Genomic DNA, 15367 nt, shown 5'->3' on the forward strand with positions numbered 1-15367 from the left:
TCCGATGGCGACTGGTCGATTTTGTGGGGCAGCGGTCTGTCGATCGGACTGTGGCTGGTGGCGATCATCGGCCTGCTGCTGCCGGTGATCGTGGGGCCGATCCTGCGTCGTCGGATGCAGGCGGCCAGAGCGAGAACCCAGGATTGACGAGTTCGATCAGCTATTATCCTTACTCGCTTTCTCTCTGAGGAACGTTGTATGAGCGATGAAAAATCTGCGGTCATCGAGGCGCTGGCGCCGGCCGGGCGACTACGCGTCGCGATCAACTACGGCAATACTGTCCTGGCCCAGCGTGGAGAGAACGGTGAGCCTGTCGGTGTCTCTGCGGCGCTGGCGCGGGCATTGGCGGAGGAACTCGGGGTGGAAGCGGAGTTTGCCACTTTCGACGGTGCCGGTGACGTGTTCGCCGCCATCGACGACGACGCCTGGCGGATCGGCTTTCTCGCCCGCGACCCGGTGCGGGCCGAGAAGATCCACTTCACCGATCCCTACGTGATCATCGAAGGCACCTACCTGGTGCCGGATGCGGCGCCGTTCCAGGATGTCGACGAGCTGGATCGCGACGATATCCGCATCGCGGTGGGCAAGGGCGCGGCCTACGATCTCTATCTGACACGGGCGTTGACGCATGCCAGCCTGGTTCGCGCTGCCACGTCCGCCGCGGCGATCGAGCTGTTCGCCGAGCAGGGGCTTGATGCCGCCGCCGGCGTGCGTCAGCCACTCGCGGCCTATGCCGCGTCGAATCCCGGTTATCGTGTCCTGCCAGGGCGCTTCACCGCCATCGAGCAGTGCATGGCCGTGACCAGGGCCCAGGCGTCGGATCGGGTCACGCGCTACGTCGAGAATTTCCTCTCCCGGATGAAGCAGAACGGGTTGGTGAAACGGGCGCTGGTGGAGAGCGGACAGGACGAGACCCAGGCGGCCCCGTGAGCAAGACAGCGGTGTGAAATGGCAAGCCGTTGCCCACAGACGACGACACCGACCCTCGGGTCGGTGTCGTCGCTTGTCACCGGATCATGAATCGGTGCTATTTCGCGGCTTTCTCCAGCGCCGCCACGGCGGGGAGGGTCTTGCCTTCGACGTATTCGAGGAAGGCACCGCCGCCGGTTGAGATGTAGGAGACCTGGTCGGCGATGCCGTACTTGTCGATGGCGGCCAGGGTGTCACCGCCACCGGCGATGGAAAAGGCGGGGCTCGCGGCGATCGCCTTCGACAGCACTTCGGTGCCCTTGCCGAACTGGTCGATCTCGAACACGCCAACCGGGCCGTTCCACAGAATGGTGCCGGCGTTTTCCAGCAGGCTGGCAAGGTGCTTCGCGGTCTCCGGGCCAATATCCAGGATCATCTCGTCGTCGCCGACCTGATCGACCGGTTTGACCGTCGCTTCGGCGGATTCGGAAAACTCGGTGGCGACGACCACGTCGGTGGGCAGCGGGATCTCGACCTTGGCCATCAGTTCCTTGGCCTTGTCGATCAGATCCGCTTCATGGAGCGACTTGCCTACGCCGTAACCGGCCGCGGCGATGAAGGTGTTGGCGATGCCGCCACCGACGATCAACTGATCGCACTTCTCCGACAGCGAATAGAGCACGTCGAGCTTGGTCGACACCTTGGAGCCACCGACGATGGCGGCCATCGGGCGTTTGGGCGCGCTGAGCGCCTTTTCCAGCGCGTCGAGCTCGTTGGCCAGCAGCGGCCCGGCGCAGGCGTGCGGCGCGAATCGGATCACGCCATGGGTGGAGGCCTGGGCGCGGTGGGCGGTACCGAAGGCGTCCATCACGTAGATATCGCAGAGGGCGGCATATGCCTTGGCGAGCGCTTCGTCGTCTTTCTTCTCGCCCTCGTTGTAGCGTACGTTCTCGAGCAGCACGACTTCACCGGTGGTGATCTCGACGTTGCCGTCGAGGTACTCCTTCTCCAGCCGTACCGGCTTGCCCAGCAGCTCGGAGAGATGCTCGGCCACCGGGGCCAGGGTGAACTCATCCGCCGGCTCGCCCTCGGTGGGCCGACCCAGGTGACTCATCAGCATCACGCTGGCGCCGGCGTCGAGCGCGGCCTGGATCGTCGGCAGGCAGGCGCGGATGCGGGCATCGCTGGTGACCTTGCCGCCCTTGACCGGGACGTTGAGATCCTCGCGGATCAGCACGCGTTTTCCGGAGAGATCGAGTTCAGACATCTTGAGTACGGTCATGAAATCCTTTCCTTAGAGGGTGTTTAATAAAGGGCTGCACTCGCCGATACGGCGTTGAAACCCTCCTCGTGCGCGAGCCCGGTCAACATGCTCATTTACTGCTCGTAAACTCCGCTGTTTCATCCGGTTTTGCCTTGTCTCGTCTTCGTTCGCCTGTTTCTTAAATACCCTCTCCTGAGGAGGTGGCGGGTTCGGATACGGGAGATGACAGTTCGAGCCAGTGGCGGGCGACATCGAGCATCCGGTTGGCGAAGCCCCATTCGTTGTCGAACCAGCACAGCGACTTGAGCAGGCGGCCGCCGGCCACACGGGTCTGAGTGGCATCCACGATACCCGAGCGCGGATCGTGGTTGAAGTCGACCGAGGCCATCGGCTCGTAGGTCACGCCGAGCAGGCCCAGGTAGCGCTCGCGGCTGGCGGCGGCCAGGCAGGCGTTGACCGCGTCGGCGTCGGTATCGCGCTCGAGCGAGATCGCCAGATCCATGGCCGAGACGTTGATGGTCGGTACCCGCACGTGAAGGCACTCGAAGCGATCCGCCAGATGCGGCATCAGGCGGCCGATGCCGCGTGCCAGACCGGAATCTACCGGGACGATCGACTGCATCGCCGAGCGTGTCAGGCGCAGGTCGCTGTTGTGGTAGGCGTCGATCACCGGCTGGTCGTTCATCGCCGAATGAATGGTGGTGGTGACGCCATGGGAGACGCCGAAGCTGGCGTCCAGCACCTCGAGGATCGGTATCAGGCAGTTGGTGGTACACGACGCCGCCGAGACGATCCGCATGTCGGGGGCGATCGCGCTCTGATTGACGCCGTAGACTACCGTGGCGTCGACGTCCGCTGCCGCCGGCTGGGAGAACAGCAATCGCGCCGCGCCGGCTTGGAGATGCCGCTCGGCGGTGGCGCGATCCTTGAAACTGCCGGAGCACTCCAATAGCAGGTCGATGCCGAGCTCGTCCCACGGGAGCGTCTCCGGTTCGGCAGCGTTGAGGACACGAATGATCCTGCCGTTGACGATCAGGCAGCCATCGCGCGCTTCGACATGGCCGGGAAAGCGCCCGTGGGTGGTGTCATAGCGGGTCAGGTAGGCGATCGTCTCCAGGTCGGAGCGCTCGTTGATGGCGACGATCTCCAGCGGCAGATCGGGGCGCTCGATCAGTGCACGCAGCACACTCTGGCCGATACGGCCGTAGCCGTTGATGGCGACGCGATAGGTCATGGCGAGTCCGATAACCCGAGGTTGAGGACGAGGGTCGAGGCCGGCCATCTTAGCGCATCCATGCCGGACCAGCCGATCCTGAGCCGGATGTCAGGCCAAGGGACTGGACGCAAGAGCGATCGCCTCATAGTTTGGAACGATCTCTCTGGTACCGGATGCGCTCACCGATGGTTATTGCCGACACGCCTTTCGTTGCGATCGCGGTCCCATCCATGGCTGTCGGGACGACGAGGCCATGAGGCGGCGTCTCGAATCGTTGTCGTTCTATCTCTCCGCCACCGAGTGTCTGGTCGAGGGCGAGGCCAGCGGCGTGGTCCTGAACCGCTCGATGCCATGCCGATTGTGGGAGGACCCGGAGCTAGAGCAAGGCGAGGGGATCGGCGATCGCGACCTGCCGCGTGGCGACCCCGTCGCCGGGCGAGCGCTGGTCGTTGCTTGCAAGCCGGGTTCGAGCAGCGGCGGTGTCGGGCTACTGGAGGCCATCCATGCCGGGCAGGCGCCGGCGCTGGTCGTGCTCGACCGTCCCGACGAGGCCATTGCGCTGGGAGCTATCGTCGCCGCGGAGGTGCTGTCGCTCTCGTTGCCGGTGGTGGTGCTGGATGAGGCACGTTTTGCCATGGCCCAGGCGGCGCATCTGGTCACGCTCTATCGCGGTGGCCGGCTCGTCCTGAGCGGCCCCCGCCTGGCGGGCCTGGCCAGCGTCACGGCCGGCGGAGAACTGGGGCACGAGCCGACACCACACTTTGCCGCCAACGATGGCTTCACGCTCTCGCCGGAGGACCGGCGCTGTCTCGATGGCGCTGCCGGTCCGGCCGCCCAGGCCGCGATGCGGGTCGTCGTCGGCATGGCTCGCCTTCAGGGTGTCCGGGCGTTGTTCGACGTGGATCGCATTCACGTCGGCGGCGATATCGAGATCGGCCCGGCGGGTCTGGCGCTCGCCGCGCAACTGGTCGAATGGGGCGGCGAGTTCCGCGTACCGACGACGATCGGGGCACTCGGCGAGGCGACGACGCACGTCGTCAAGGCCTGCCGAGCGCTCGGCGCGATACCGCTCGCCGATTCATCGCCATCGCGGGCGGGCGCCGAGTGGCCCTGGCCGCTCGCGCTCTGCGTGGCGATCGTCGGCCGGGCGCCGGCACTCTCCGCCAACTGAGGTCTTCAGCGGATCTCGGCGGCGATGGCGTTGAGTTGCTCCGCCAGTGTCTCCGGCATCTCCATGGGGAGGAGATGCCCATAGCCGGGAAAGACCTCGAGCTTGCCCTAGGGGAGGTGGGGCATCACCTCGGAACGCTGAGTTTCCGGCGGCAGCGACGGGTCCCTGTCCCCGACCAGTACCCAGGCCCGCCACGCCGCCGGGTTAGCGTTGATGGCATCCTCCACCGCCTGCTGGTAGAGCGTCGGGGCGAGAGACTCTTCGCTGGCGCGGCCGAAGCCCGGCATGTCCAGCGTGATCACCCGGTACCGCTCGTCGAGAAGCGGCAGGACCGCCTCCCACTCATGATGGGAACTGCCGAAGAAGTGCATGAGCACCAGCGTCGGATCTCCCTGACCGTTGTCACTGGCTATCGTCATCGGATCCCTCCTGTCGAGGCTTTGCTGTCATCGGGCTTTCCTTGCCGAAACCGTCGAGGCAGTCGACGGTCTGATAACAGCGTAGCGGGATGTGCGTCGCTGTCGGGCATGAAGCGCTGCTCAGTAGAAGAGATGCCAGACGAGAGGCAGAACGACGGCGGTGAAGGCGCCGGTCAGGCTCATACCCAGCGAAGCGAACGCGCCGGCGGCGCTGCTGATCTCGAAGGCGCGCACCGTGCCCAGGGCATGTCCGTTGATGCCCAGTGCCAGACCGATCAGTCGGGGATCGCGAATGCGCAGGACCCGGCTCAGCCATTCCACCCCGAAAATGGCGGTGACGCCGGTCGTCAGCAGTGCCCCCATCAGCAGCGCCCGCGAGCCGCCGAGTTCTTCGGCCAGCCCAAGCGCGATGGGTGAGGTCACCGACTTGGGCGCCAGCGAGGCGAGCACCTCTTTCGGTGCGCCCATGGTGGCGGCGATGATCACGGCGTAGCAGGCGGCCAGGGTCGCCGATAGCGGCAGCGTCAGCAGAATCGGCTTCCACAGTGCGCGAATCTGCGGCAGTTGCTGGTAGAGCGGTACGGCCAGCGCGACAGTGGCCGGGCCCAGCAGCAGCATGAGCCAGCCGGCGCCGCGGTTGTAGTCGTCGATGCCGATGGGCAACAACGCGATGGTCACGGCAATCAGGATCGCCGCTATCAGCATCGGCGGGCACCAGGTGGGTCGATGCATCAGCTTGAACAGGCGGATACCGAAGAAATAGGCGCCGAGCGTGAGCGCGATGGCGGCGATCGGGGAGTCGAACCACTGTTGCGGCAGCTGCGAGAGTCGCTCGAGCCAGTCATTCATGGCCGGCGTTTCCCGCTGCCATTCCCGGGGCGTCGCTCGCGGGCAGATAGCGCCGCATCAGCAGCAGGCTCGACAGCACGCTGAGCAGCGTGCCCGCGATCAGCGCGGTCAGAATGGCGGCCCACTGGTCCGCGAACTGACCGGCGACGAAGAATATCTCGACGACACCGGGCATGATCAACAGCGCCAGCATCGCGATCAGCGGCTGGCTGATGTGGACGACATCCGGATTCATGCCACCCCGGTAGCCGAAGAAGAGGGTCAACAACAGCATGCCGATGACGCCGCTGGGCATCGGCAGGCGGAACAGCCCCACCACGGCCTGTCCCAATAGCAGAAAGATCAGCAACCACAAAAAACCGCGTAGAACGGACATCCTGACAATCTCGAATCGCGGAAAGGAGGAGCATCATAGCAAATGCGTGGCGTAGTCCCGACGGCCGTGGCATGCCAGTCCGGATCCGGCCGGCGCTCAAGACTTTCCCATGACGATTTTCAGCCGTCGCCGGGATACGAAACGTGACAATCTGGTGCAGCCCCCGTCATGGCGTCCGACCGAGCAGACAGGCGATGAAGAAACGGTGCATGGGCGTGAACTGCGGCGCATAGTCGCTTATTCTTGGCGGTGATCTCAGGAAGCGCGGACAATTTTGCGGTGTTTCCTTAACGGCTAGTCGATGATCGCCGCGATAGAGAGGGGGGCTGGCGCCACGGGCAGCGGGTCGAGACCATGCCACGCAGCCATTATCGGTTAGCCATCTTTGGTAGACAGGGAAGCGGCCCAAGTCGAGATTTCCCGGATGATCCATCTTGAGGACAGAGGAAAAGCAACATGACCGATATCGCCAAGCTGCTGGGCAAGGAAGCAGACAGCCTACTCAGCTATACCTGCACGGGCTTCAAGAAAGAAGACCTTTATCTGCCGGGCCCCGACTTCGTCGATCGCGTCTTCTCCGATACCGATCGCAGTCCGCACGTGATGCGTAACCTGCAGACGCTGTTCAATACCGGTCGCCTGGGCGGTACCGGCTACCTCAGCATCCTGCCGGTCGACCAGGGTATCGAGCATTCGGCCGGGGCGTCGTTTGCCCCCAACCCGATGTACTTCGATCCCAAGAACATCGTCGAGCTGGCCCTGCAGGGCGGTTGCAACTGCGTCTGCTCGACCCTCGGGGTGCTCTCTTCGGTGGCGCGGCGCTATGCGCACAAGATTCCGATGATGCTCAAGCTCAACCACAACGAAAGCCTGACCCTGCCGGCGATGTACGAGCAGACCATGTTCGCGCAGATCGAGCAGGCCCACGACATGGGCTGCATCGCGGTCGGTGCCACGATCTACTTTGGTTCCGAGGATAGCCGCCGCCAGATCCAGGAAGTGAGCGAGGCCTTCGAGCGTGCGCACGAGCTGGGCATGGTCACGGTGCTGTGGTCATACCTGCGCAATCCCGAGTTCAAGAAAGACGGGACCGATTACCACGTCTCCTCCGACCTCACCAGCCAGGCCGTGCATCTGGCGGCGACCATCAAGGCCGACATCGTCAAGCAGAAGCTGCCCGAGAACAACGGTGGCTACAAGGCGATCGGTTTCGGTCATACCCACGACAAGGTCTACAGCGAGCTGACCAGCGATCACCCGATCGACCTGGCCCGCTATCAGGTGGCCAACTCTTTCATGGGCCGCGCCGGGCTGATCAACTCCGGCGGTGGCTCCAAGGGGCACTCGGACCTGGGTGAAGCGGTACGTACGGCAGTGATCAACAAGCGTGCCGGTGGCATGGGCCTGATCTCGGGACGCAAGGCATTCCAGAAGCCGCTGAAAGAGGGTATCGAACTGCTCAACGCGGTTCAGGATGTCTACCTTTCCAAGGACGTCACCGTCGCCTGATCCCAGGCCCATGGATTAGACGTTAGACGCAAGGTGTCATGGAATCCCCGAAGCCCGGCTACCGCCGGGCTTTTTTTCGCCTCGATTTCAGGCATTTTGCCCAGGTCGATGGATTACGACCTTGGTCTGGAGACTTAAGTTGAATTGTCTGACAAAGTCGCCTTCATTACCGTGCGAGACGTATTGGATGATAACGCTATCATTTTGTCCCCGCCGGCGTATGGCGTAGCGAGTCGCGCTGCTCGGGTGGGGCAACGGTATGAGGGAGACGCGTCATGAAAGCGATTTGGAACAAGGCCTGTCTGGCGGTAGTGGTCAGTGCCGCCATCGGGGTATCGGCCTCTGCGCAGGCCGCCGACGACTGCCCGCTACCGGGGAACCTGCGCGTGGTGATCGGCTCGACCTCGACCGGCGGCGACACCTACCAGAACTCGAGCATCGTGGTGGATCGACTGGCGGACAAGCTCGACATCAATGCCAAGGTCGATGCCGTTGGCGTGATGCCCGGTTTCCAGGCGCTGGAGCGCAGCCGTCACGGCAACACCGTGATGATCTTTCATGACGGCGCCTACCTGGGCAACCTCTACGGGGTGAACGGGTATCCCGATATCTTCAGCAAGTTCATCGTCGGGCCGACCATCGCCATCAATCCGGGTAACGCGTATCTCGTGCCCAAGGATTCCCCTTATCAGTCGATGAGCGACATCATCGAAGCCGCGGGCGACGGCAAGCAGGTCAAGGTCGCGATCCAGCCGGGCAGCGTCTCGGAGATCGGATTCTCGGCGCTCAAGAATGCCGTACGCATGAAGTACCCCGGCAAGGAGGGCAACATCGTCGCCGTCAACACCGGCTCCCAGGCGGACAAGAACCAATTGCTGTTCGATGGGGCGGTGGACGTGATCAACGGTTCGGTCCAGGCCAACGAGCAGTACACCCAACTGCCGGCGGATGACCAGAAGGCGATGCGCTTCGTCTGGATCACCGCCCGCGAGAAGACCATCGCCGAAACCGATGAAGCGGGCATGGGCGACACCACGCGCGAGCAGCTGCTGCAGTACGTGACGCCGAATGTCAGCGTGCCGATGAGCGCCGACCGGGACTTCACTTTCGACAAGGAATTTTTCTTCCTCTACAACAAGGACATGGATCCTGCCGCGATCGAGTGTATCGACGATGCGCTGGCGGAGATCTACGACGAGGGCGAGATCCAGCAGCAGCAGAAGCGCTCGTTCTTCGTGCCGGACTTCAAGCCCTCCCAGGAAGCGGCCAGCTACCTGAAAGAGAAAAACGACCAGTACCAGACCATCATCAGCGACCTGAACGGTTGATCCCGCCGCATGCCGGCCGGCTGACGTCGGCCGGCACGGCTTCGTTCCCACCACCGACACTGCCGGCGATGACCCGGCGCAGGAGCCGCTTTCCATGGAAAGCCAATGGCTGTCGCTGCTCGATGTGACCATCGATTTCGACCAATCGCACCTCTTCTTTCCCCGAATCGTCACCTGGATTCTGGTCGCTCTGCTGGCGATCATCCTGATCACCCGCTATCGGTTGCTGGTGCCGGGTCTCAAGCGCGCGGGTCGCGTTCTGATCGGGCGTGAGGGTGAGTTCGACCACCGGCGTTTCTTCGGCACGCTGGCGCTGACCACGGCCTACTTCTATCTGATGGGCGTGCTGAGCGACGTGTTTCCCAATACCGGCTACAGCTTTCTGATCATGTCGGTGCTGTTCGTGTTTCTGCTCTCGCTGCTTTACGTGGACCGGCCGACGCGGCGCCTGTTCGTCATCCTGGTGCTGAATGCGCTGATCGCGCCGACGCTGGCCTGGTACGTGCTGGCGCAGCTGTTCCGCATCACCCTGCCCTGATCTGCCGGAGACATCTTGCATGGATATTCTGTCTCACCTCACGCCGATGTTCTTCGCGCTGATCGCCGCGGGAACCTCCATCGGCATCATCTTCGGCGCGATCCCGGGCATGACCGCCACCATGGCGGTGGCGGTCTGTCTGCCGCTTACCTACGCCTTCGGTCTCGAGAACGGCATCGCGCTGTTGCTGGGGCTCTATGTCGGCGGTATCTCCGGCGGGATGGTACCCGCCGTGCTGATCAACATCCCCGGCACACCGTCGTCGATCACCACCACCTTCGACGGCTACCCGATGGCCAAGCGGGGCGAGGGCGAGCGCGCGCTCAAGATCGGGATCGTCGCCTCGGTCTTCGGTGGCCTGTTCAGCGCCGCGGTACTGTTCTTCTTCGCCCCGGTGCTGGCGGACTTCGCGATCAAGTTCTCCTACGTCGAGAAGTTCCTGATCATCCTGCTGGCGCTGACGGTGATCGCCTCGCTCTGCTCCAACATGCTGATGGGCGTCTTCAGCGGCGTACTGGGGGTGTGGCTGAGTCTGATCGGCACCTACTCGATCACCGAGGGCGGCAATGGCGAGCCGCGTCTGATGTTCGACTTCATGCAGTACTACCTGATCGACGGCTTCTCGCTACTGCCGGTACTGATCGGTATCTTTGGCTTGACCACCGTGCTGCTGGACGCCGAGAAGGGGTTCAAGGACGAGACCGGTCAGGGGCCGATTTCGCTCAAGGGCGGGGCCAGGTTCCGGTTCAGCGTGTTCAAGGGCCAGTTGCTCAACCTGGTACGCTCCTCGAGCATCGGCACCTTCGTCGGGATTCTGCCGGGCGTCGGCGGCAGCGCCGCCTCGGTCCTGGCCTACAGCCAGGAGAAGAATTTCTCGCGGGACTCCTCCCAGATGGGCAAGGGCGCGCCGCAGGGGATCGTTTCGTCGGAGTCCTCCAACAATGCGTTGACCGGTGGCGCGCTGGTGCCGCTGCTGTCGCTGGGCATTCCCGGCGACTCCACCACGGCGATCCTGATCGGTGCGTTCACGCTGCAGGGTATCCAGGTCGGCCCGCTGTTCATCGGCAACAACCTCGATACCTGGTACCTGATGATCATCGCGCTGCTGGCAGCCAACGTGCTGATGTTCGGCATCATGTACTTCGCGATCCGCCATATCGCCAAGGTGATCGAGGTGCCGAAGTACATTCTCTATCCGCTGATCATCATGATGTGCGTCGTCGGCGCCTACGCGATCAATTACGGCATCATGTTCGATGTCTGGACGCTGCTGATCTTCGGCGTGTTCGGCTGGGTCGCCCACAAGATCGGGCTGGAAACGGTGCCGTTGATCATCGGCTTCATTCTCGGCAAGTCGGCGGAGGTCTACTTCGTCAAGAGCCTGGAGTCGTACGGCAACTACTCGATCTTCTTCACCAAGAGTCCCATCGCCATGTTCCTGTGGGTGTTGATCGCCGTGTCGCTGGCGTTCGCGATCTACCTGCGGGTGAGGAATCGACGCCAGGCCCCTGTCGAGAGCTGATCGGCCGCCGGTCTGGCAGGACGCAACGAAAAAGCCCACGCCATCGGGGATGGCGTGGGCTCATCGGCATGATGCCGGCAGGCGGTCAGTCGACGCTCAGCTTGCGCGCCTGATTGACGTTCTCCATCGTGGCCAGGCACGCCTCGGCGGCCTCGCGCCCCTTGATCAGGAAGTGCTGCTGGAAGAACGACAGATGCGCCTCGTGCTCATGGAAGTGGTGCGGCGTCAGCACCGCGGAGAGTACCGGCACTTCCTGCTCGACCTGCAGTGACATCAGTGCATCGATCACTGCCGTGGAGACGAAGTCGTGGCGATAGATGCCGCCGTCGACGACGAAGCCGGAGGCGACGATCGCGGCGTAGCGGCCGCTCTTGGCCAGCAGCTTGGCCTGCAGTGGAATCTCGAACACGCCGGGCACGGTGAAGGTGTCGATCTGCTCGACGGCAAAGCCGCGTTCGGCGACCGCGTCGAGGAAGGCGGCGTGGCAGTTGCCGACGATATCGCCGTGCCAGTCGGCACGAATGAAGGCGATGCGTTGCGACAGCGTCTGCGGCGAGAGCTGCGGCGGATAGGGCTGATTCATGGTCGTTTCCTATTCATCGGTGACCGAAGTCACGTTAACCAGAATCAGGGCTTCGGATCCGCTTGGGAATCACGGGAGGCGGTTGGCGTGGGCGTGAATGGCGAAAGTCACCGATAGCCACGCGTGGCTGACCGAATCGTCGTTGCAAGGGGAACCGTTCTCTTTCATCCGGACTATCACCGTCGGCTTCGGAATCTCACCGAATCTGCTGACCTCGAAGGCGACGCCTTCGAGCGCTCGCGGGCTGAGAGGCTGGCGCTCGTTTCACGCCGCATCATTACCGCCGGTGGGGACTTGCACCCCGCCCTGAGAACCGATCGCGGCGAACCGCAATCCGCCGATAGTCTACGCCGATTTCGGCGCACGAGAAAGTCGAACGCGGGGGACCCTGTGGTATCGTGAGCCGGTCGAATAGGCCGGCTGAACGGGGCGCCGGCCTTGGGCCGTTCAAGGCCGATCTTCTTCACACTCGATCTTCTCAAAACATGGAAGCGTGCATGAACGAGCGCAACGAGAACGCCGATATCGCTCTGATGACGGAAATCGCCACCCTCTACTACACCGAGGGGGAGACCCAGGAGGTCATCGCTAACCGGTTGGGTATCTCGCGGGTCAAGGCGGGGCGGTTGCTCAAGCGCGCGCAGGCGGAGGGGATCGTCGACGTTCGCGTGCGCCAGCATCCTGCCGTCAGCGCGGAGATCGAACAGGCGTTGAAGCGGCGCTTCGGGATCAAGCGCGCGTTGATTGCGCTCGATCACGCCGATTCCGACGTTCAGCGCGCCAACGTGGCCAGCCTGGTGGCCGATCATCTCTCGCGACAGCTGAGCGAGGGGGCGATCGTCGCCGTCGGTATGGGGCGCAACGTCGGTGCGGTGGCGGACAACGTGTTCGAGCAGGGGCAGCGCCAGTGTTCTTTCGTCTGCGCCATCGGCGGTTCGGTGCGGGCGGGGGAGTACATGAACCCGGACCACATCTGTCGCCGGCTGGCGATCAAGTTTGGCGGCGACAGCGAGACGCTCTATGCGCCGGCGCTGGTGCAGAACCTCGAGCTGCGCGACGCCATGTACGAGAACCCGACCATTCGCCAGACGCTGGACCGCGCCCGGCGCGCCGATCTGGCGCTGATCGGCATCGGCGATCTCAGCGAGAACAGCAACATGGTGCGGATGGGCTGGTTCACGCCGCAGGAGACTGCCGAGGCGCGGCTCTCCGGCACCGTGGGCGACATGATGGGCTACGACTTCATCGACATCTATGGCCGCCCGTCGATGACGCCGATGCAGGGCCGCGTCATCGGCCTGACCATCACCGACCTGGCCCGAATTCCCGACGTGATCGCCATCGCCGCCGAGAATACCAAGGCGGCCGGCATACTCGGCGCGTTGCGCACCGGGGTGATCGATACCCTCGCCACCAGCGTCACCAACGCCCACACCATTCTGCGGCTGGACGAGGCGACGCGGGTCGACGACAAATCCGGTTAAGCATTGGCTGACAAGCTGCTCTTCCCTTGGCGCCCGAACCGCCTCGTCACGAATCCACCAATGAAAAACGCCCGGCCAACAGGCCGGGCGCTTCGTTGCGCGCTTTCAGGCGTTGACGATCAGCCCAGCAGCTTCTCGGCGCGGGCGATGACCTTGTCGACCGTGAAACCGAAGTGCTTGAACAGGTCGCCGGCCTTGGCGGACTCGCCGTAGGTGGTCATGCCGATCACGTCGCCGTCCAGACCCACGTACTTGTACCAGGTCGACGGGATGGCGGCTTCCACCGCCAGGCGAACGCGCACGGACCTGGGCAGTACCGACTCGCGATAGCTGTCGTCCTGCTCGTCGAAGGCGCTGGTGCAGGGCATGGAGACCACGCGAACCTTCTTGCCCTTGCCTTCGAGTTCCTTGGCGGCATCCATCGCCAGGCCCACCTCGGAACCGGTGGCGATCAGGATCAGCTCGGGCGTGCCGCCTTCGGCTTCCTTGAGCACGTAGCCGCCCCGGCGGATATTTTTCAACTGCGTGGCGTCACGCGACTGCGCCGGCAGGTCCTGACGCGAGAAGATCAGCGCCGTTGGCCCCGTCTCGCGCTTCAGGCCCTCGACCCAGGCGGCCGTGGTTTCGGTGGCATCGCACGGGCGCCAGGTTGCCAGACCCGGCAGATTGCGCAGGTCGGCCAACTGCTCGATGGGCTGGTGGGTCGGACCATCTTCGCCGAGACCGATGGAGTCGTGGGTAAAGACGTGGATGATGCGGGTGTGCGACAGCGCGGACATGCGCACGGCGTTGTGCATGTACTCGAGGAACACCAGGAAGGTGGCGTCATAGGGAATGAAGCCGCCGTGGGTGGCGATGCCGTTGGCGATCGCGCCCATGCCGAACTCGCGTACGCCGTAGTGCAGGTAACCGCCGTCGAAATCTTCCTTGCTGATCGCCTTGGCGCCTTTCCACAGCGTCAGGTTGGACGGTGCGAGGTCGGCGCTGCCACCGAACAGCTCGGGCAGGTCCGGTCCCAGTTCGTTGAGTACGCCCAACGATGCCTTGCGCGATGCGGTGGTCTCGGATTTCTCCTGCGCCGCCTGGATCAGGGCATCGCCGTCGAAGTTGGCCGGCAGCTCGCCGTTGTAGCGGCGCTTCAGCTCCTTGGCCAGTTCCGGGTAGGCTTGCTCGTACGCCGCCAGCTTGGCATCGTACTCAGCCTCGCGCTTCTGGCCCTGCTCTCGGGCGTCCCAGGCGGCGTAGTATTCGTCGGGAATCTCGAACGCCGGGTATTCCCAGCCCAGCTCCTTGCGGGCGGCGGCGACTTCGTCTTCGCCCAGCGCGGCACCGTGGCTCTCCTCCTTGCCCGCCTTGTTGGGCGAGCCGAAGCCGATCACGGTCTTGCAGATGATCAGGGTCGGCTTGTCGGTGACGCTCTTGGCTTCCTCGATGGCGGCGTTGATCTGCTCGGCATCGTGGCCATCGACATCGGGGATCACGTGCCAGTGGTAGGCCTCGAAGCGCTTGCCGGTATCGTCGGTGAACCAGCCCTCGACTTCACCGTCGATGGAGATGCCGTTGTCGTCGTAGAACACCACCAGGTTGCCCAGCCCCAGGGTACCTGCCAGCGAGCAGGCTTCGTGGCTGATGCCTTCCATCAGGCAGCCGTCGCCGGCAAAGACCCAGACGCGGTGATCGACGATCTCATGGCCGTCGCGGTTGAACTGCGCGGCCAGGGTGCGCTCGGCGATCGCCATGCCGACGCCGTTGGCCAGGCCCTGACCCAACGGGCCGGTCGTGGTTTCGATGCCCCGGGTGTAGCCGTGCTCCGGGTGACCGGGAGTCTTGGAGCCCAACTGACGGAAGTTCTCGAGCTCCTTCATCGGCAGGTCGTAACCGGTCAGGTGGAGTAGCGAGTAGTGCAGCATCGAGCCGTGACCGTTGGAGAGAATGAAACGGTCGCGATCTTCCCAGTCTGGATTGGCGGGGTTGTGCTTGAGATGGTCGTTCCACAGCACTTCCGCGATATCGGCCATGCCCATCGGCATGCCGGGGTGGCCGGAGTTGGCCTTCTGCACGGCGTCCATGGAAAGCGCGCGGATGGCGTTGGCTAGCTGACGACGAGATGGCATTGGCTTTCGGATCCCCTAGATCGTAAATGGATGATGTCGCGAGACGCGATCTGGCACTCGTTTTGACACGATGAGTTCGACACGG

The 15367-nt window shown here is 63.7% G+C and carries 14 protein-coding genes and 1 riboswitch; of the genes, 7 read left to right on the plus strand and 7 right to left on the minus strand.

What is annotated here, in order from left to right; genetic code table 11:
* The first annotated feature begins 198 nt into the window (after positions 1-198).
* Positions 199-930: a transporter substrate-binding domain-containing protein gene (locus F0A16_RS19690; RefSeq protein WP_149437451.1), complete on the plus strand. Its 732-nt coding sequence runs from the start codon at positions 199-201 to the stop codon at positions 928-930.
* A gap of 97 nt (positions 931-1027) precedes the next feature.
* Here F0A16_RS19690 and F0A16_RS19695 read toward each other — a convergent pair whose 3' ends face one another.
* The gene (locus F0A16_RS19695) at positions 1028-2191 is read right to left on the minus strand and encodes a phosphoglycerate kinase (RefSeq protein WP_149437453.1); all 1164 of its coding nucleotides are present in this window, start codon (positions 2189-2191) and stop codon (positions 1028-1030) included.
* Positions 2192-2351: 160 nt separating this feature from the next.
* Positions 2352-3407 carry a type I glyceraldehyde-3-phosphate dehydrogenase gene (locus F0A16_RS19700; RefSeq protein WP_149437455.1) on the minus strand — a complete coding sequence of 352 codons (1056 nt, stop codon included), beginning with the start codon at positions 3405-3407 and terminating at the stop codon, positions 2352-2354.
* Positions 3408-3642: 235 nt separating this feature from the next.
* On the opposite strand from F0A16_RS19700, the gene F0A16_RS19705 reads away from it, so the two are divergent.
* Positions 3643-4560, plus strand: a complete 918-nt coding sequence (locus F0A16_RS19705) for an aconitase X (RefSeq protein ID WP_149437457.1) — start codon at positions 3643-3645, stop codon at positions 4558-4560.
* A gap of 107 nt (positions 4561-4667) precedes the next feature.
* Here the strand turns inward: F0A16_RS19705 and F0A16_RS19710 are convergent, their stop codons facing one another.
* The 3 genes from F0A16_RS19710 to F0A16_RS19720 form a co-directional block, all read right to left on the minus strand.
* Positions 4668-4979 carry an alpha/beta fold hydrolase gene (locus F0A16_RS19710; RefSeq protein ID WP_149437459.1) on the minus strand — a complete coding sequence of 104 codons (312 nt, stop codon included), beginning with the start codon at positions 4977-4979 and terminating at the stop codon, positions 4668-4670.
* A 120-nt stretch (positions 4980-5099) separates the two neighbouring features.
* Positions 5100-5828, minus strand: coding sequence for an LrgB family protein (locus tag F0A16_RS19715; RefSeq protein ID WP_149437461.1), 729 nt, complete (start codon positions 5826-5828; stop codon positions 5100-5102).
* Positions 5821-6204: a CidA/LrgA family protein gene (locus F0A16_RS19720; protein WP_149437463.1), complete on the minus strand. Its 384-nt coding sequence runs from the start codon at positions 6202-6204 to the stop codon at positions 5821-5823. The genes F0A16_RS19715 and F0A16_RS19720 overlap by 8 nt, the downstream gene beginning before the upstream one ends.
* 456 nt (positions 6205-6660) lie before the next feature.
* Here F0A16_RS19720 and F0A16_RS19725 point away from each other — a divergent pair, with 456 nt between their 5' ends.
* From F0A16_RS19725 to F0A16_RS19740, 4 genes are all read left to right on the plus strand, one after another.
* Positions 6661-7713, plus strand: a complete 1053-nt coding sequence (locus F0A16_RS19725) for a class I fructose-bisphosphate aldolase (RefSeq protein ID WP_149437465.1) — start codon at positions 6661-6663, stop codon at positions 7711-7713.
* A gap of 275 nt (positions 7714-7988) precedes the next feature.
* Entirely contained in the window at positions 7989-9041 is a 1053-nt protein-coding gene (locus F0A16_RS19730) for a type 2 periplasmic-binding domain-containing protein (protein ID WP_149437467.1), read from the plus strand.
* 94 nt (positions 9042-9135) lie between these two features.
* Positions 9136-9579 carry a tripartite tricarboxylate transporter TctB family protein gene (locus tag F0A16_RS19735; protein ID WP_149437469.1) on the plus strand — a complete coding sequence of 148 codons (444 nt, stop codon included), beginning with the start codon at positions 9136-9138 and terminating at the stop codon, positions 9577-9579.
* A gap of 19 nt (positions 9580-9598) precedes the next feature.
* Positions 9599-11101: a tripartite tricarboxylate transporter permease gene (locus tag F0A16_RS19740; RefSeq protein WP_149437471.1), complete on the plus strand. Its 1503-nt coding sequence runs from the start codon at positions 9599-9601 to the stop codon at positions 11099-11101.
* Between the two features lie 85 nt (positions 11102-11186).
* Here F0A16_RS19740 and F0A16_RS19745 read toward each other — a convergent pair whose 3' ends face one another.
* Positions 11187-11684 (minus strand): 6,7-dimethyl-8-ribityllumazine synthase, encoded by a 498-nt coding sequence (locus F0A16_RS19745; RefSeq protein ID WP_149437473.1) that lies wholly within the window; start codon positions 11682-11684, stop codon positions 11187-11189.
* Between the two features lie 152 nt (positions 11685-11836).
* Positions 11837-12002, minus strand: a riboswitch (FMN riboswitch).
* A 179-nt stretch (positions 12003-12181) separates the two neighbouring features.
* Here F0A16_RS19745 and F0A16_RS19750 point away from each other — a divergent pair.
* Complete coding sequence (locus F0A16_RS19750; RefSeq protein ID WP_149437475.1) at positions 12182-13168, plus strand: sugar-binding transcriptional regulator; 987 nt, start codon at positions 12182-12184, stop codon at positions 13166-13168.
* 119 nt (positions 13169-13287) lie between these two features.
* Here the strand turns inward: F0A16_RS19750 and tkt are convergent, their stop codons facing one another.
* A complete protein-coding gene (gene tkt / locus F0A16_RS19755) occupies positions 13288-15282 on the minus strand; it encodes a transketolase (RefSeq protein ID WP_149437477.1) in 1995 nt (664 codons plus the stop codon).
* Positions 15283-15367: the final 85 nt, after the last annotated feature.

The sequence above is a fragment of the Salinicola corii genome (assembly GCF_008298015.1).
GTDB classification, from domain to species: Bacteria; Pseudomonadota; Gammaproteobacteria; order Pseudomonadales; family Halomonadaceae; genus Salinicola; species Salinicola corii.